Source organism: Pseudomonas sp. B21-056, from assembly GCF_026016325.1.
GTDB lineage: Bacteria > Pseudomonadota > Gammaproteobacteria > Pseudomonadales > Pseudomonadaceae > Aquipseudomonas.
Map to the genome: position 1 here is coordinate 5,232,194 of NZ_CP087203.1, position 17,531 is coordinate 5,249,724.

Genomic DNA, 17,531 nt, shown 5'->3' on the forward strand with positions numbered 1-17,531 from the left:
GGCTTAACCTCTTGGCTCTTGCGGGCCGACACTGGCCGCCAGGATCGACAGCACCAGTTGCTGGAAATCCAGACCGGCGGCACGGGCCGCCATCGGTACCAGGCTGTGATCGGTCATGCCGGGCGCGGTGTTGACTTCCAGGAACCAGAACTGCCCGTCGGCGTCCTGCATCACGTCCGCCCTTCCCCAACCGGCAATACCCAGCGCCTCACAGGCCTTGGCCGTGAGGTCCATCAATTCTTTTTCCTTGGTGCTGTCCAGCCCGCAGGGAATGCGGTACTGGGTGTCATTGGCCACGTACTTGGCGTCGTAGTCGTAGAACGTGTGGGGGGTGCCCAGCGCGATCGGCGGCAACACCTGGTCGCGCAGGGTGGCGATGGTGAACTCGGGACCGGTGATCCACTGCTCAACCAACACTTGCGAATCGTAGGAACTGGCGTCTTTCCATGCCGCGGTCAACTCAGGCAGCGAATTCACTTTCGCCATGCCGATACTTGAACCTTCATGGGCCGGTTTGACGATCAAAGGGAAGCCCAGTTCCGTGGCCGCCGAAATACAATCGGCCTCGCAAGCCAGCACGGCATGACGCGGCGTCGGAATGCCGAGGCTGTGCCAGACCTGCTTGGTGCGCAGCTTGTCCATCGCCAGGGCCGACGCCAGGATGCCGCTGCCGGTGTAGGGAATGCCCAGGCATTCGAGCAGGCCTTGCATGCTGCCGTCTTCGCCGCCGCGACCGTGGAGGATGATGAACGCACGGTCGATCTTTTCGCTCAGCAGGCGCTGCAGGAAGTCATCGCCCACGTCGATGCCGAATGCGTCGACGCCGGCGCTTTGCAGGGCTTCGAGCACGGCCTTGCCGGACTTGAGGGAGACCTCGCGCTCGGCGCTCTTGCCGCCGAACAGCACGGCAACGCGGCCGAAGGCTTTCGGCTCAAGGGTCGAAACCAGGTTGGCGTAGGCAGCAGTCATTTCAGTTTCCCCTCGCTGGAGGCCACGGTGGCGCCGGCGAACAACGGACTTTTCAACAGTTTCGGCGCCAGGCCACCGATATCGCCGGCCCCTTGGCACAACAGGATGTCGCCGGCGCGCAGCAGCGGCTTGACCAACGGCGCGAGGTCCACGCCGCGCTCGATGTAGATCGGGTCCAGTTGACCGCGCTGGCGGATGCTGTGGCACAGCTGACGGCTATCGGCCCCCGGGATCGGCTCTTCACCGGCCGGATAGACTTCCATCAAAAGCAGCACATTAGCGTCGGTCAGCACCTGGACGAAATCGTCGTACAGGTCGCGGGTACGGCTGTAGCGGTGTGGCTGGTAGACCATCACCAGGCGGCGCTCCGGCCAGCCACCGCGCACGGCCTTGATCACCGCCGCGACTTCGGTCGGGTGGTGACCGTAATCGTCCACCAGCATCACGTTGCCGCCGTCCACCGGCAGCTCGCCATAGACCTGGAAGCGTCGGCCCACGCCCTGGAAGCCCGACAGTCCCTGGACGATGGCTTCATCGCTGACGCCTTCGTCGGTGGCGATGCAAATGGTGGCCAGGGCGTTGAGCACGTTGTGGTTGCCCGGCATGTTCACCGAAACATCCAGTGGCTCGCGGTCGGGACGCAGCACGGTGAAGAACGTCTGCATGCCCTGCTGGCGCACATTGATGGCACGCACGTCGGCTTCTTCGCCGAAACCGTAGGTCACGGTCGGGCGCTTGATCAGCGGCAGGATTTCACGCACCACCGGATCATCCATGCACACCACCGCCAAACCGTAGAACGGCAGGTTGTGCAGGAATTCGACGAAGGTTTTCTTCAACTTGTTGAAGTCGCCGCCGTAGGTCGCCATGTGATCGGCATCGATGTTGGTGACCACGGCCACCAGCGGTTGCAGGTGCAGGAAGCTCGCATCGCTCTCGTCGGCTTCGGCGATCAGGTAGCGGCTGGTGCCCAGCTGGGCATTGGTGCCCGCGGCATTCAGGCGACCGCCGATCACGAAGGTCGGGTCCAGGCCGCCGGCGGCGAACACCGAGGCGATCAGGCTGGTGGTGGTGGTCTTGCCGTGGGTACCGGCGACGGCAATGCCGTGGCGATAGCGCATCAGCTCGGCCAGCATCTCGGCACGCGGCACCACCGGAATGCGCCGCTCCAGGGCGGTCGCGACTTCCGGATTGGAGGTGTTCACAGCGCTGGATACCACCAGCACGTCGGCATTGGCGGCGTTCTCCGCACGGTGGCCGATAAAGATCTGGGCGCCAAAGGATTCCAGGCGCTCGGTGACCGGCGAAGCCTTCAGGTCGGAACCGGAAACCTGATAGCCCAGGTTCAGCAGCACTTCGGCGATCCCGCACATGCCCACGCCGCCGATACCGACGAAGTGGATGCGGCGGATGCGGCGCATTTCCGGCTGTGGCATGGCTTTTCGATTCTCAACCATGGGCCACCTCCAGGCAGGTATCGACCACTTGGGCCGTGGCATCGGGTTTGGCCAGGCGGCGCGCGGCGCGGGCCATGTCTTCAAGTCGTTGCGGTTGCATCAGGACCTCTGTCAGGCGGGCGGCAAGATCCGCGGCGCCAGTCGTTCTTTGCGGCAGCAGGAAGGCAGCGCCTTCGCGGGCCAAATAATCGGCATTGCGGGTCTGGTGATCGTCGATGGCGTGGGGCAAAGGCACCAGCATCGAGGGCAGACCGGCAGCAGCCAGTTCACTGATGGTCAACGCGCCTGCGCGACAGATCACCAGGTCGGCCCAGCCATAGGCTTGGGCCATGTCTTTGATGAAAGGCTGCACTTGCGCCTCGACGCCTACGGCGCCGTAGCGCTCGGCGGTCACTCCATCGTGGTTCTTGCCGGCCTGGTGAAAGACTTCCGGCCGCAGTTCGGCAGCGACCTGCGACAAGGCTTCGGGCAGCAATTTGTTCAACGGCTCTGCTCCCAGGCTTCCACCCAGGACCAGCAAACGCGCTTTGCGTCCGGCCAGGGCCGGGCGCGGTGTCTCGAGAAACAGCTCGGTACGCACCGGGTTACCAGTGGTGCGGCGGCTGCCCGACAGGGTAAAGGTGTCGGGAAAGGCTTCACAGACCCGAGCGGCCAACGGCACCAGTAACCGATTGGCGGTACCGGCCACGGCGTTCTGCTCGTGAACGATCACCGGCACGCCGGCCAGTTTGGCCGCGACACCGCCAGGACCGGTCACATAACCACCGAACCCGACCACACAGACCGGCCGCAACCGACGGATGATCGCCCGCGCCTGCCAGACCGACTTGAGCAGCATCAGCGGTGCCTTGAGCAACGACAGCTTGCCCTTGCCCCGCAGGCCGCTGGCATTGATCCGATGCAGCTCCAGACCCGCGCCGGGTACCAGTTCGTTCTCGATACCCCGTGGCGTGCCCAACCAGTGCACGGTATAGCCCCGTGCCTGGAATTCCCGGGCGCAGGCCAGCGCCGGGAACACATGCCCGCCGGTGCCACCGGCCATGATCAGCACGTTAGCGCCCATGAGTCGGCTCCTCGGCGAAGTCGCTCTCCTGGAATTCCATCTCTTCGCTGCCCAGGTGGGTCCGGCTCTCCCATTCGATGCGCAACAACAGGCCGAGGCAGGCGCAGCAGATCACCAGGGAACTGCCCCCGTAACTGAGGAACGGCAGCGTCAGGCCCTTGGTCGGCAGCAGGCCGACGTTCACACCGATGTTGATCAGGAACTGACCAATCCACAGGAACGACAGACCATAGGCCACGTAAGCGGCGAAGAACTGCTTGGCCTTCTCGGCCCACAAGCCGATGTACATGCCGCGCACGCAGACGAACACGAACAGCGCCACGGTGCACAGCGACCCCACCACGCCCAGCTCTTCGGCCAACACCGAGAACACGAAGTCGGTGTGGGCTTCCGGCAGGTAGAACTGTTTCTGCACGCTGTTGCCCAGGCCCACGCCCAACCATTCGCCACGCCCGAAGGCGATCAGCGCCTGGGTCAATTGATAACCGGAACCGAACTGATCGGCCCACGGGTCGGTAAAGGTGATCAGCCGCGCCATCCGATACGGTTGCGCCTGCACCAGCACCGTCACGGCAGCCACCGCCAACGCCACCATCAGAATGAAGCGGAACAGGCCGACGCCGCCCAGGAACAGCATCGCCGCCGCAGCGCCCATCATCACCACCGTGGCGCCGAAGTCGGGCTCCATCAGCAGCAGGCCGGCCATGGGCAGCAGCACGATGAACGGCTTGAAGAAGCCCATCCAGCTCTCGCGCACTTCCTTCTGGCGACGCACCAGGTAACCGGCGAGGAAGAGCACCACAAAGACCTTGGCGATTTCCGAAGGCTGTACGTTGAAGAAACTGAAACCGATCCAGCGCATCGAGCCGTTGACCTCGCGGCCAATGCCCGGCACCAGCACCATCACCAGCAGGCCGAAGGCGCCGAGCAGCATCATCCAGCCCAGGCGCTGCCAGGTGGCGATCGGCACCATCATGGTGACCACACAGGCGCCCAGGCCGATCACCAGGTAAATCAGGTGGCGGATCATGTGGTACAGGGTGTTGCCGGACTGCACGGCCGCCACTTCCGACGACGCGGAAGTGATCATCACCAGGCCCAGGCCCAGCAATGCCAGGCAACCGGCGAGCATCGGGAAATCCAGGTCGATGCCACGCCCGGTAATCAGCGGCGACGGGTACGGCTTGATGACGTTTCTCAGGCTCATGCCAAGTCCTCCGCCGCCCGGGCGAACAACTGCCCGCGCTCTTCGTAGTTCTTGAACATGTCGAAACTGGCGCAGGCCGGCGACAGCAGGACCGCATCGCCCGGTTGAGCGAGGGCGCGGCACTGCTGAACGGCTTCGTCCAGCGAACCGACGCGAACCAGTGGTACGCCGTCGCCGATGGCCTCGGCGATCAACTCGCGGTCACGGCCCATCAGCACCACGGCGCGGCAGTTGGCCGTCACCGGATCGCGCAGGTCCTTGAAGTCGGCACCCTTGCCGTCGCCGCCGGCGATCAGCACGAGCTTGCCCTCGATGTCTGCGCCCAGGCCCTCGATGGCGGCCAGCGCGGCTCCCACATTGGTGGCCTTGGAATCGTTGTACCAGGCCACGCCATCCAGATCGCGAACCCACTGGCAGCGGTGCTCGAGACCGGCGAAGGTACGCAGCGCCGAGAGCATGGCGTCGAACGGCAGGCCGACCGCATTGCCCAGGGCCAGGGCTGCCAGTGCGTTGGCCTGGTTGTGGGCTCCACGGATTTTCAGCTCACGCACCGGCATCAGGTTCTGGAATTCGAAGGCCAGGTATTTCTCGCCGTTCTCTTCACGCAATCCAAAGCCCTTGAAGTCCGGTACGCCCAAACCGAAGGACCAGCACGGCATGCCCTCGCCCAGCAGCGGACGGGTCAGGGCATCCTGGCGGTTGAACACCACTTGCCGGGCACCCCGGAAGATCCGGTGCTTGGCCAGGTGATAAGCCGGCAGGCCGCTGTAGCGGTCCATGTGGTCTTCGCTGATGTTGAGCACGGTCGCCACTTCGGCGCCGAGGTGATCGGTGGTCTCAAGCTGGAAGCTCGACAACTCCATCACGTACAGCTCGACGTCGTCGCTGAGCAGGTCCAGCGCCGGGGTCCCCAGGTTGCCACCGACGGCGACCCGCTTGCCGGCCGCCGCGGCCATTTCGCCCACCAGGGTGGTGACGGTGCTTTTCGCGTTGGAGCCGCTGATGGCAATGATCGGCGCCTTCGCATTACGCGCGAACAGCTCGATATCACCGGACAATTTCACCCCACGGGCAGCCGCAGCCTGCAGGGCCGGGGTCGCCAGGGCCAGGCCGGGGCTCACGTAGAGCTCGTCGGCGCGGCACAGGAACTCGACGTCCAGCTCGCCACAACGCACGTCCACCTGGGGGTAGTCACGCCGTAGCGTGGCCAGCTCAGGCGGATTCTCCCGCGTATCGGCCACGGCAAACGACACGCCCCGGTTCGCCAGGAAGCGAACCAGGGACATGCCGCTCTTGCCGAGGCCGACAACGATGCGGAAGTGGTCAGAAGCGATCAGGGACACTCGTTCTACCTCAATTTCAGGGTGGCAAGGCCGATCAGCACCAGAATCACGGTGATGATCCAGAAACGGACGATCACCCGCGGCTCGGGCCAGCCCTTGAGTTCAAAGTGGTGGTGGATCGGCGCCATACGGAATACGCGGCGGCCGGTCAATTTAAAGGATGCAACCTGAATGACCACTGACAGGGTCTCCATCACGAACACACCGCCCATGATGAACAGGACGATTTCCTGGCGAACGATGACGGCGATGGTGCCCAGGGCCGCGCCCAACGCCAGCGCGCCGACGTCGCCCATGAAGACCTGGGCCGGGTAGGTGTTGAACCAGAGGAAACCCAGGCCGGCGCCGATCAACGCGCCGCAGAACACGATCAGCTCGCCCGCCCCCGGTACATAGGGGATCAGCAGGTATTCGGCGAATTTCACGTTACCCGACAGATAGCAGAAGATCCCCAGCGCGCCGCCGACCATGACCGTCGGCATGATCGCCAGGCCGTCGAGGCCGTCGGTGAGGTTGACCGCGTTACTCGAACCGACGATCACCAGGTAGGTCAGCACGACGAAGCCCGCACCCAGCGGAATGCTGTAGTCCTTGAGCATCGGCAGGATCAGGGTGGTTTCCACCGGCGAAGCAGCGGTCATATAAAGGAAGACTGCCGCGCCCAGGCCGAACACCGACTGCCAGAAATATTTCCAGCGGCTCGGCAGCCCACGGGAGTTCTTCTCGATGACCTTGCGGTAGTCGTCAACCCAACCGATGGCGCCGAACAACAGGGTCACCAACAGCACGGTCCAGACATAGCGGTTCGCCAGGTCAGCCCAGAGCAAGGTGCTGACGCCGATGGACGACAGGATCAACGCGCCGCCCATGGTCGGGGTGCCGGATTTGGACAGATGCGACTGCGGTCCGTCGTTACGTACCGACTGGCCGATTTGCAGGTTCTGCAGGGTGCGGATCATCCACGGGCCCAGGAACAGCGACAACGACAACGCGGTCAGCACACCCAGGATCCCGCGCAGGGTCAGGTACTGGAAGACCGCGAAGCCTTTGTAGAACTGTTGCAGGTACTCCGCTAGCAGCAGCAGCATCAATGTTTCTCCGTACGGGTGCCGCACAGCGCCGCGACGATGTTTTCCATCGCTGCGCTACGAGAGCCCTTGATCAATAGGGTGGTGTTCGGGTCTTGCTCGGCACCCAGGGCCTGGATCAGTTCAGCCTGGGTGGTGAAATGCTGTGCGTGTTCGCCAAACGCAGCGACGGTGTGGGCCATCATCGGGCCGACGGCGTACAGCGCGTCGACCTTGCCACGGGCATAGGCGCCGACATCGTGATGCCCCTGTTGCGCCCAATCGCCCAGCTCGCCGATATCCCCCAGCACCAGCACGGTACGGCCGGAGAAACCGGCGAGGATATCCACCGCCGCGCACATGGACGTCGGGTTGGCGTTGTAGGTGTCGTCGATCACCCGCATGCCGTTGCTGGCCAGTTGCGCCACTGTGCGGCCCTTGACCGGCTGCACGGCGTTAAGACCCGCGACGATGCCCGAAAGGGACACCCCCAGCGCATGGGCGGCGGCGGCGGCGGCCAGGGCATTGGCGACGTTATGGGTGCCCAGCAGGTTCAGCTGGACCCGCTCCGCGCCGTCGGGACTGTGCAGGTTGAAGGCCGGGCAACCACGGGCATCGCGGTCCAGGTCACTGGCGTAGAAGTTCGCGGCGAGGTTGCTCAGGGCAAAGGTCAGCACCTTGCGCTCACCCGCCCGGGTCTTCCAGATTTCGAAAGCCCTGTCGTCGAGATTCAGCACGGCGACGCCATCGGCAGCCAGCCCTTCGATGATCTCGCCCTTGGCCTCGACGATTTTTTCCGGCCCCCCGAACTCACCGACATGGGCGGTTCCGGCGTTATTGAGCACGGCGACGTGGGGTTTGGTCATGCCCACGGTGTAGGCAATTTCGCCGAGCCGCGAGGCACCGAGTTCGATGACGGCGGCGCTGTGCTCCGGCGCCAGTTCGAGCAGGGTCAACGGCACGCCGAGGTCATTGTTCAGGTTGCCCCGGGTGGCCAGTACCGGACCACGGGTGCGCAGGATGCTGGCGAGCATTTCCTTGACCGTGGTCTTGCCGCTGGAACCGGTGATGGCCGCGACCGGATTGCCGAATGCCGCACGGTTCAGTGCGCCGAGCTGGCCGAGGGCCTGACGGGTGTCGCCGACCAGCAACTGCGGCAGCGTGCTGTTGGTCACTTCGCGCTCGACCAATGCCGCCACGGCGCCTTTGGCCGCAACCTCGTTCAGGTAATCGTGGCCGTCAAAACGTGGCCCGGCCAAGGCGACGAACAGTTGTCCCGGGGCAATGGCCCGGCTGTCGATGCTGACGCCGTCGAAACTGGCATCCGCAGCGATGAGACGCGCATTCAGGGCGTTGGTCAGCTCGCTGAGTTTCAAGGCTTTAAGCATGGGCCACCTCCCAGGCGGTCAAGGCGTGATCGGCCTCGACCAGATCGGAGAATGCATGGCGCACGCCGTTGATTTCCTGGTAGTCCTCGTGCCCCTTGCCGGCCAGGACGACCACATCGTCCGCCGAAGCGTTGGCGATCAACTGGGCAATCGCCTGGCCGCGACCGGCCACGAAGGCCACCTTGTCCACCGCCGAAAAACCGGCGCGGATGTCGTCGAAAATCTGCGACGGGTCTTCGCTGCGCGGGTTGTCGTCAGTGACGAGCACGCCATCGGCCAGCCGCTCCACCACCTCGGCCATCAACGGGCGCTTGCCGCGATCACGGTCGCCGCCGCAGCCGAACAGGCAGAGCAATTTGCCTTTGGCGTGAGGCCGCAGGGCCATCAGGACTTTTTCCAGGGCATCGGGCGTGTGGGCGTAATCGACCACCACCAGCGGTTGGGTACCGCCACCCAGGCGCTGCATGCGACCGGCCGGGCCTTCGAGCTTCGGCAGGACCTTGAGGATTTCATCCAGCGCATAATCCAGCCCCAGCAAGGCGCCGATGGCGGCCAACACGTTGCTCAGGTTGAAGCGCCCCAGCAAGGTGCTGCGCAGATGATGCTCGCCCTGTGGCGTGACCAGCGTGGCGCGCACGCCCTCGTCGTCGAACTGCGCCTGGCGTACATAAAGGTAGGCGCCGGCATCTTCCACGCTATAGGTGATCAACCGGGACTCGCCCTGGTTGGCCGCCAATTGCCGGCCGAACGCGTCGTCGAGGTTGATGACCCGACACTTCAGGTCGTTCCAGGCAAACAGCTTGGCCTTGGCTTCGCCATAGGCCTGCATGGTGCCGTGATAGTCCAGGTGATCCCGGGACAGATTGGTCATTACCGCGACGTCGAACGCCAGCGCAGTGACGCGCCCCTGGTCCAGGCCATGGGAAGAGACTTCCATCGCAACAGCCTTGGCACCGGCCTTTTTCAGGTCGGCCAGGGTCGCCTGCACGGCAATCGGGTTCGGCGTGGTGTGCAGGCCGCTCGCCAGTGCGCCGTGGAAACCGTTACCCAGCGTCCCGACAATACCGCAATGCTGCCCCAGCAGGTCCAACGCCTGGGCCACCAGTTGGGTGACACTGGTCTTGCCGTTGGTGCCGGTCACGCCAATCAGGTTCAGGTGGCGGCTCGGCTCGCCATAGAAGCGCCCGGCGATGTCCGATAGTTGCGCCGCGAGGCCCTTGACCGGAATCAGCGGCACATCGGTGATCGGCAGCACAGTCGCGCCTTCCACTTCATAGGCCACCGCAGCCGCGCCGCGCTGTAAGGCATCGGCGATGTGGGCGCGGCCATCGTACCGGGCGCCCGGGACGGCCAGGAACAGGTCCCCGGCGCGGACGTTGCGGCTGTCCAGGGCCAGCTCGCGAATCAGCAGATCGTGACCGGCATGGGCAAAAATCTTGTTCAGGCTCAAGGACATCAGCCACGCCCTCCATCGGCTTTCAAGGGGACGACCGGTGCGGTACTCGCCTGCTGGGTCGGCGGCAGGTTATCCGGGGTGACGTTCATCAGGCGCAGGGTGCCGGACATGACTTTGCTGAACACCGGCGCCGACACCAGGCCGCCGAAGTAGCCCGCCTTGCTCGGCTCGTCGATGACCACCACGATGGCGTAGCGCGGGTCGCTCATCGGACCGAAGCCGGCGAACAGCGAACGGTAGGAATTCTCGGCGTAGCCTTTGGTGCCCACGGAGGTCTTGCGGGCCGTACCCGATTTACCGGCGACGTGATAGGCCGGCACCTGGGCGCGGAAGACGCCACGCGGCGCCTCGATGACCTGTTGCAACATGCCCTGCATGGTCTTGGCAACGTTCTCGGGGATCACCTGGGTGGTCTGCGGCGGCTTGTCGGTCTTGATCAGCGTCAGGGGCGCGATGCGGCCGTTGTTGGCCAACGCCGAAAACGCGTGGACCAACTGGATCGCGGTCACGGAGACGCCGTAGCCGTAAGACAGGGTTGCCGTCTCTGCCTTGCGCCACTCGCGGTAGTTCGGCAGGTTGCCGACACGTTCGCCAGGGAAACCCAGGCCGGTGTCCTGGCCGAGACCGATCTTCTGCGCCAGGCGATAGATGGTCTCGCCGCCGATGTCGAAGGCGATCTTGCTCATGCCCACGTTACTGGAGTTGATCAGGATGCCGGTCAGGTCGAGGACCGGGCCTTCGGTCTTGGACACGTCGCGGATGGTGTACTTGCCGATCTGCAAGGTCCCCGGATACACCTCGACGGTGTCGCTCGGCTTCCAGCGTCCGGTTTCCAGCGCGGCGGCCATGGACACGGCTTTCATGGTCGAACCCGGCTCGAACACGTCGATCATGGCGCGGTTGCGCATCATCGCCGGTTGCAGGTTGCGGCGGTTGTTCGGGTTGTAGGTCGGCTGGTTGACCATGGCCAGGATCTCGCCGGTCTTCACGTCCATGATCACCAGGCTGCCAGCCTTGGCACCGTTCTCGACGATGGCATTGCGCAGCTCGCGGTTGGCCAGGTATTGCAGGCGCAGGTCAATGGACAACGCCAAGGGCTTGCCGGCCTTGGCGTTTTTGGTGACCTGGACATCCTTGATCAGCCTGCCGCGCCGGTCCTTGATGACCTGGCGCTTGCCGGCGACTCCGGCGAGCCATTCGTCGTAGGCCAGTTCGACCCCTTCGCGCCCCCGATCATCGATGTCGGTAAAGCCGACCATGTGGGCCGTCACTTCACCGGCCGGATAAAAACGCCGGAACTCTTCGATGCCATAGACACCCGGCACCTTCAGGTCGAGCACGCTCTGGCCCTGCTCGGGCGTCAGCCCGCGCACCAGGTAGATGAATTCTTTATTGGCCTGGGATTCCAGGCGTTCGGCCAGGGCCTTGGGGTCCTGCCCGAGCGCAGCGGCCAGGGCCGGCCACTTTTCCTTGGCCAGTTGCATTTCCTTGGCGTTTGCCCACAGGGTGGTCACCGGCGTACTCACGGCCAGGGGTTCGCCATTGCGGTCGGTGATCAGGCCACGGTGAGCCGGGATCGGTATATGACGCACGCTGCGAGCATCGCCCTGCCCCTTGAGGAAGTCACGGTCGACCACCTGCAGGTCGATGATGCGCCACGAGATGGCAGCCACCATGATCCCGAGCAACCCCAGGACCAGACGGAACCGCCATGGGAACAGTGCCCCTTCGAGCTTCATCATGGCGCCACCATCTGCACTTCGGCCGCATTGGGGATGCGCATCTTCAGCTGTTCGGTGGCCAAGACTTCGATGCGGCTGTGGGCAGTCCAGGTGCTCTGCTCCAGGATCAACCGGCCCCATTCGGCCTGCGCCTTGTCGCGCACGCTCAGCTCGTTATAAAGGGTATTGAGCAACTGCCGGTTCCAGTGCGCGCTATAGGACACGCCGATGGCCGACACGAGCACGCCGATAAACAGCAGCAGCATGAAAAAGCTGCCGCCCGGCAGGGGCTTGGCGAAGAGCTTGCTCACCGCAACTTCTCCGCAACACGCATGACGGCGCTACGGGCGCGGGGGTTGGCCTTGAGTTCCGCCTCGGAGGCGAACTGCGCCTTGCCATGGATCTTGATTTTCGGCACGAAGGCCTCGAAACGCACCGGCAGGTTGCGCGGCAGGTTATCGGCCTCGCCTTTGGTGAGCTTACGCATGAACAGCTTGACGATACGGTCTTCCAGGGAATGGAAGCTGATCACCACCAGGCGACCGCCGATCTCCAGCGCTTCCAGGGCGGCATCAAGGCCGGCCTCGAGGTCGCCCAGTTCATTGTTGACGTGGATGCGCAAACCCTGGAAAGCACGGGTCGCCGGGTTCTTGCCCTTCTCCCATGCCGGGTTGGCGACTTTCAGCACCTCGGCCAGGTCGCCGGTGCGCTCGAATGGCTTGATGTCGCGACGTTCGGCAACGGCGCGAGCCATGCGCCCGGAGAAACGCTCTTCGCCGTATTCCTTGAAGACGCGGGCGATTTCCTCCGCCGGGGCGGTGTTGACGAATTCGGCGGCGCTGATTCCGCGAGACGGATCCATGCGCATGTCCAGCGGGCCATCGTTGAGGAAACTGAAGCCGCGCTCAGGATCGTCCAGCTGCGGCGAAGAGACGCCCAGGTCGAGCAGGATCCCGCTGACCTTGCCGGCCAGGCCACGCTCGGCGACCTCCGCCCCCAGCTCCGCAAAGCTGCGCTGCACAACGACAAAGCGGCCGTCTTCGGCCGCCAGCGCTTGCCCGGTGGCAATCGCTTGAGGATCCTTGTCGAATCCCAGCAGCCGCCCATCCGGGCCGAGCTGGCTGAGAATCAACCGGCTGTGCCCGCCGCGCCCGAACGTGCCGTCCAGATAGCAGCCATCAGGACGTACGGCGAGGGCCTCGACGGCCTCGTCAAGCAGTACGGTGATGTGGTTGAAGCCGCTATCAATAGTCACAGGATCAGATCACGCAGTTCGTCAGGCATGGCGCCCGGTTGTTGAATAGCAGCAAGGTCGGCGGCGGAAACCGCATTCCAGGCATCTTCGTCCCACAGTTGGAACTTGTTCAGCTGGCCCACCAGCATCGCGCGCTTGTCCAGCTTGGCGTACTCGCGAAGGCGCGGCGGAACCAGGAAACGACCGCTGCCATCGAGCTCGAGGTCGACGGCATTGCCGATCAGCAGGCGTTGCAGCCGGCGGTTTTCTTCACGTAGCGAAGGCAGTGCGCGCAGTTTGGTTTCGATGATTTCCCATTCATCCAATGGGTAGACACATAGGCAGGGGTCAACAGCATCGATCGTGACGATCAGCTGACCGGAACTACGCGAAACGAGCTCGTCACGGTACCGGCTCGGCATGGCGAGACGGCCCTTTGCATCGAGACTGATAGCGTTGGCTCCGCGAAACACGTCAGCGTTTCTCCAAAATCTAGCGTTTTACGTCCAAAAAACCCACTTCATGCCACTTTCCTCCACTCGCGCACACTATAGGAATGCGCCTACCGCACCGTCAAGGCGCGGATTGAAGGAAAAGCCTTATAGATCGGAGATTTAGGAGCGTTTCAGGAGGGGCAACAAGAATCTGACGTAGGATTTTTCACCTCAACCCGAGCAACCACAGGAAGCTGCGCGCACAAGTTAAAGTGATTTGTTAAGAGTAAGATTTTTTTGGTCTTAGGAAATGCGTCTGCCAGTGATTTCGGCAGGGAGGGAAAAGGTGGAGAGTCGATCTGTAAGCCGGGTTCTGTCTTGAACAGTCATTCGTCTACGATGGCCATCACTGGACATCTTTAGCAACCTACCCGGTCCCAGCGCGGGCCACGCCTTGGGACCCTATTTGGTCTTGCTCCAAGTGGGGTTTACCTAGCCACGAACTGTTGCCAGCCGTGCGGTGCGCTCTTACCGCACCTTTTCACCCTTACCGGCGCCGAAACGCTTAGGCGGTTATTTTCTGTGGCACTTTCCGTAGGCTCGCGCCTCCCAGGCATTACCTGGCACTTCGCCCTATGGAGCCCGGACTTTCCTCCCCCCCCTAATTCTCATAGAGGGCAGCGACTGTCCGATCGACTCTCCGCCGCGAAGGTTAACGGCAGAGCGCCTGAAGAACAAGCGCTAAAAGCCTTTGGCCATGTTGCCTGTCCGGTTTTACCGGGTCTTCTGCCGGTCGAGCGCGACCTGGTACAACACGTTCTTGCGCTCGCCAGTGATTTGCGCAGCCAGGGCGGCCGCACGCTTGAGCGGCATTTCCTCGAGCAGCAGATCCAGGATGCGCATCGCTTCGCTACTGACGGCCTCTTCACTGTCCGGCATGGTCCAACCCGCCACCAGTACCACACATTCGCCACGCTGCTGGTTGCTGTCGCTTTCGACGAAGGCCCGCAACTGCGCCAGCGGCAACCCCTTGAGGGTTTCGAAGGTCTTGGTCAGCTCACGCGCCAGGAGCGCCGGACGCTCAGGGCCGAACACCAGCTCCATGTCCTGCAGGCACTCGAGGATGCGGTGGGGCGCCTCGTAGAAAATCAGTGTGCGCGGCTCTTCCTTTATGGACTCCAGGCGCGCCCGACGCCCCACGGCCTTGGCCGGCAGAAAGCCTTCGAAGATGAAGCGGTCCGATGGCAAGCCGGCCGCCGACAATGCCGCGATCAAGGCACAGGCGCCCGGCACCGGCACCACGCTGATGCCCGCCGCACGGGCCTGGCGCACCAGGTGGTAGCCGGGGTCGGAGATCAGTGGCGTGCCCGCATCGGAGATCAGCGCAACGTTATCGCCCGCCAACAGACGCGTGATAAAACGACTGCCCTCGTCCCGCTCATTATGTTCGTGGCAAGCGGCCAGCGGCGTGGCGATGCCGAAATGCTGCAGCAGGCGCTGGGAATGGCGGGTGTCTTCCGCCGCGATCAGGGCGACCTCCCGCAGGATCTTCAGCGCCCGGGCACTGATATCGTCCAGGTTGCCGATGGGCGTCGCCACCACATAAAGCGAGCCCGCAGCGGAATTCAAAGCACCTGGAGCAGTCAAAACGCGCACCTCACAATCGGTAAAACCGCCATTGTAGCGTGTCGGCCGTCCAAGCTTCACATCAGCTATTGTGGCGAGGGGATTTATCCCCGCTGGGCTGCGTAGCAGCCCCAAGAACTACCGCCTCGGTGTGCCAGGAAAGCGGGGGGGGAGCTTCTTTTGGGGCTGCTGCGCAGCCCCGCGGGGATAAATCCCCTCGCCACAGGTTTTAGTGTCACCACCTGAGTGAACAACGCTTTGTGCTGCACCACAACATTTGAACCATCTAAATTGATCGATTCACGCCACTGACATCGCGCCCCGGCCAGCGCTTGGGTACAATTCGACGCTAATTTGATCTCGTATCAGGACATTTACATGATCGCTTGCCTGCGGCTGCTCTCCGCCCTTTGCCTCGCCGCCCTCCTGGCGGCCTGCGCCAGCTCGCCCTCGTCCAGCCTTGGCGAACTCCCCCGGACCCCGGATGCCAGTATTGAGCAACTGCTCGAACAGGCCGCCCAAAGCAAAGCACCGGAAAAAGCCGCCCTGCTGCGCCTGAGCGCGGCAGACCTGGCCTACCGCCAGGGCAACGCCGGCCAATCCGCACAGATCCTGCAACAAGTGCCGCTGGAACAGCTCAAGCCAGGCCAGCAGATTTTCGCCAGCACCCTGGCGGCGGAACTGGCGATGACGCGCAACCAGCCCAAGGCCGCGCTGACCGCCCTGAGCCACCCGAGCCTGCAACACCTGAGCGAAATGCCGGTGGAACAGCAGATTCGCACCGGGACCGTTCATGCCCGTGCCCTTGAAGCCGATGGCCAGACCCTGGCCGCCGCGAAGGAGCGCATCTTCATCGCGCCCCTGCTCGAGAACGAAGTCGCCGCCAAGAACCACGAAGCGATCTGGTCGCTGATTGCCTCGCTGCCCACCGATCAATTGCAACCGACCACCACCGACGACCTCGGCGGCTGGCTGAGCCTGGCCCGCGCCGTGAAAACCGCCGGCACCCTGGAACAGCAGCAAGCGGCCATCGACCACTGGCGCGAACAGAACCCGAAACACCCGGCCGCCCTCCAACTGCCGACGCCCCTGGTCAAACTCAAGGAACTGGCAAGCCAGCCCCTGAGCAAGATCGCCCTGCTGCTGCCCCAGAATGGCCAGTTGGCCGCAGTCGCCAAAGCCCTGCGTGAAGGCTTCATGGCCTCGCATTATCAGGCCCAGCAGGCCGGGCAGAACCCACCGAGCATCCAGTTCTACGACAGCTCGACCCTGACTTCCATGGACGAGTTCTATCGCAAGGCCCAGGCCGACGGCGTGCAACTGGTGGTCGGCCCCCTGGAAAAACCATTGGTCAAGCAGATCAGCACGCGCCCGCAGTTGCCGATCACCACCCTGGCATTGAACTACAGCGAAGGCGAGCAAGGTCCACCCCAACTGTTCCAGTTCGGCCTGGCCCCCGAGGATGAAGCCCGTGAAGTTGCCCGCCGCGCCCGCGCCGACGGCTTGCACCGCGCAGCGGTCATGGTGCCGAAGGGCGAATGGGGTGATCGCGTACTGAAAGCCTTCAGCCAGGACTGGCAAGCCACCGGTGGCAGCATCCTCGCCATCGAGCGCGTCGACCAGCCGGTGCAACTGGCCCAGCAGATCGCCGACATGTTCCAACTGCGCCAGAGTGAAGGTCGTGCCAAGAGCCTGCAGAACACCGTAGGCACCACGGTGGCGGCCCAGCCTTCCCGTCGCCAGGACATCGAGTTCATCTTCCTGGCGGCGACCCCGCAACAGGCCCAGCAGATCAAGCCGACCCTGAACTTCCAGTACGCTGGCGACGTGCCGGTCTACGCGACGTCCCAGGTGTTCAGCGCCAGCGGCGACCAGAACCAGTACAACGACATGAACGGCATTCGCTTCTGCGAAACCCCGTGGCTGCTCGATGCCAACGACCCACTGCGCAAGCAGGTCACTGCCCAGTGGCCGCAAGCTGCCGGCAGCCTGGGCCGGCTGTATGCGATGGGCGCCGATGCCTATCGCCTGGCACCGCGCCTGGGCCAGCTCAAGACACTGCCGGACAGCCGCATCGAAGGCCTGTCGGGTAGCCTGGCGGTGTCCCAGTCCCAACGGGTTCAACGCCAGTTGCCTTGGGCCGAGTTCGTCAACGGCCAGGTACAGCGCCTGCCGGACACCCAGCGCTGATGCCCGAACGATCACGCCAGCAAAGCGGACGGGATGCCGAGGGCCAGGCCCTTGTGCATCTCCAGCAGCAAGGTCTGCGCCTGGTGGCGCAGAACTGGTTGTGTAAACGCGGCGAGCTTGATCTGGTCATGCTTGACGGCGATACAGTAGTATTCGTCGAAGTCCGCTACAGAAAAAATACCCAATGGGGTGGCGCGCTCGATAGCATCGACGAGCGCAAGCGCCAGAAGCTGGTTTTCGCCGCGCAGTACTTCCTGCAACGCGAATCCCGCTGGGCCGATCACCCCTGCCGTTTCGACGTGGTTGCCATCGACAGCAGTGTCGGTCAGCTGAACTGGCTGCAGAACGCCTTCGACAGCTGAACGTCCAGGTCCAT

The 17,531-nt window shown here is 63.7% G+C and carries 15 protein-coding genes and 1 other RNA gene; 2 read left to right on the top strand and 14 right to left on the bottom strand.

Features of this window, described 5'->3' with window-relative positions; translation table 11 throughout:
- Positions 1-3 precede the first annotated feature (3 nt).
- From LOY67_RS22680 to rsmI, 14 genes are all read right to left on the bottom strand, one after another.
- The gene (locus LOY67_RS22680; RefSeq protein ID WP_265064537.1) at positions 4-969 is read right to left on the bottom strand and encodes a D-alanine--D-alanine ligase; all 966 of its coding nucleotides are present in this window, start codon (positions 967-969) and stop codon (positions 4-6) included.
- The gene (murC, locus tag LOY67_RS22685) at positions 966-2,426 is read right to left on the bottom strand and encodes a UDP-N-acetylmuramate--L-alanine ligase (RefSeq protein WP_139644912.1); all 1,461 of its coding nucleotides are present in this window, start codon (positions 2,424-2,426) and stop codon (positions 966-968) included. The genes LOY67_RS22680 and murC overlap by 4 nt, the downstream gene beginning before the upstream one ends.
- Complete coding sequence (gene murG / locus LOY67_RS22690; RefSeq protein WP_265064538.1) at positions 2,419-3,489, bottom strand: undecaprenyldiphospho-muramoylpentapeptide beta-N-acetylglucosaminyltransferase; 1,071 nt, start codon at positions 3,487-3,489, stop codon at positions 2,419-2,421. Before murG ends, murC begins: the two co-directional genes overlap by 8 nt.
- Positions 3,479-4,696: a putative lipid II flippase FtsW gene (ftsW, locus tag LOY67_RS22695; protein WP_413776151.1), complete on the bottom strand. Its 1,218-nt coding sequence runs from the start codon at positions 4,694-4,696 to the stop codon at positions 3,479-3,481. The genes murG and ftsW overlap by 11 nt, the downstream gene beginning before the upstream one ends.
- A complete protein-coding gene (gene murD / locus LOY67_RS22700) occupies positions 4,693-6,039 on the bottom strand; it encodes a UDP-N-acetylmuramoyl-L-alanine--D-glutamate ligase (protein WP_265064539.1) in 1,347 nt (448 codons plus the stop codon). Before murD ends, ftsW begins: the two co-directional genes overlap by 4 nt.
- A 5-nt stretch (positions 6,040-6,044) precedes the next feature.
- Positions 6,045-7,127, bottom strand: a complete 1,083-nt coding sequence (gene mraY / locus LOY67_RS22705; RefSeq protein WP_265064540.1) for a phospho-N-acetylmuramoyl-pentapeptide-transferase — start codon at positions 7,125-7,127, stop codon at positions 6,045-6,047.
- On the bottom strand, positions 7,127-8,494 hold the full coding sequence (locus LOY67_RS22710) for a UDP-N-acetylmuramoyl-tripeptide--D-alanyl-D-alanine ligase (RefSeq protein WP_265064541.1): 1,368 nt from the start codon (positions 8,492-8,494) through the stop codon (positions 7,127-7,129). The genes mraY and LOY67_RS22710 overlap by 1 nt, the downstream gene beginning before the upstream one ends.
- Positions 8,487-9,950 (bottom strand): UDP-N-acetylmuramoyl-L-alanyl-D-glutamate--2,6-diaminopimelate ligase, encoded by a 1,464-nt coding sequence (locus LOY67_RS22715; RefSeq protein WP_265064542.1) that lies wholly within the window; start codon positions 9,948-9,950, stop codon positions 8,487-8,489. Before LOY67_RS22715 ends, LOY67_RS22710 begins: the two co-directional genes overlap by 8 nt.
- Positions 9,950-11,689: a peptidoglycan D,D-transpeptidase FtsI family protein gene (locus tag LOY67_RS22720; RefSeq protein ID WP_265067813.1), complete on the bottom strand. Its 1,740-nt coding sequence runs from the start codon at positions 11,687-11,689 to the stop codon at positions 9,950-9,952. The genes LOY67_RS22715 and LOY67_RS22720 overlap by 1 nt, the downstream gene beginning before the upstream one ends.
- Entirely contained in the window at positions 11,689-11,982 is a 294-nt protein-coding gene (gene ftsL, locus LOY67_RS22725) for a cell division protein FtsL (protein WP_041020575.1), read from the bottom strand. The genes LOY67_RS22720 and ftsL overlap by 1 nt, the downstream gene beginning before the upstream one ends.
- The gene (gene rsmH / locus LOY67_RS22730) at positions 11,979-12,926 is read right to left on the bottom strand and encodes a 16S rRNA (cytosine(1402)-N(4))-methyltransferase RsmH (protein WP_413776152.1); all 948 of its coding nucleotides are present in this window, start codon (positions 12,924-12,926) and stop codon (positions 11,979-11,981) included. The genes ftsL and rsmH overlap by 4 nt, the downstream gene beginning before the upstream one ends.
- Positions 12,923-13,378 carry a division/cell wall cluster transcriptional repressor MraZ gene (gene mraZ / locus LOY67_RS22735; protein WP_003205355.1) on the bottom strand — a complete coding sequence of 152 codons (456 nt, stop codon included), beginning with the start codon at positions 13,376-13,378 and terminating at the stop codon, positions 12,923-12,925. The genes rsmH and mraZ overlap by 4 nt, the downstream gene beginning before the upstream one ends.
- A 307-nt stretch (positions 13,379-13,685) precedes the next feature.
- Positions 13,686-14,039, bottom strand: an RNA gene (gene rnpB / locus LOY67_RS22740) — RNase P RNA component class A.
- 74 nt (positions 14,040-14,113) lie between these two features.
- Positions 14,114-14,986, bottom strand: a complete 873-nt coding sequence (gene rsmI, locus LOY67_RS22745) for a 16S rRNA (cytidine(1402)-2'-O)-methyltransferase (RefSeq protein ID WP_265064543.1) — start codon at positions 14,984-14,986, stop codon at positions 14,114-14,116.
- Positions 14,987-15,343: 357 nt separating this feature from the next.
- On the opposite strand from rsmI, the gene LOY67_RS22750 reads away from it, so the two are divergent.
- Both LOY67_RS22750 and LOY67_RS22755 read left to right on the top strand, forming a co-directional pair.
- Entirely contained in the window at positions 15,344-17,155 is a 1,812-nt protein-coding gene (locus LOY67_RS22750; RefSeq protein WP_265064544.1) for a penicillin-binding protein activator, read from the top strand.
- Positions 17,155-17,517, top strand: coding sequence for a YraN family protein (locus LOY67_RS22755; RefSeq protein ID WP_265064545.1), 363 nt, complete (start codon positions 17,155-17,157; stop codon positions 17,515-17,517). Before LOY67_RS22750 ends, LOY67_RS22755 begins: the two co-directional genes overlap by 1 nt.
- Positions 17,518-17,531 lie beyond the last annotated feature (14 nt).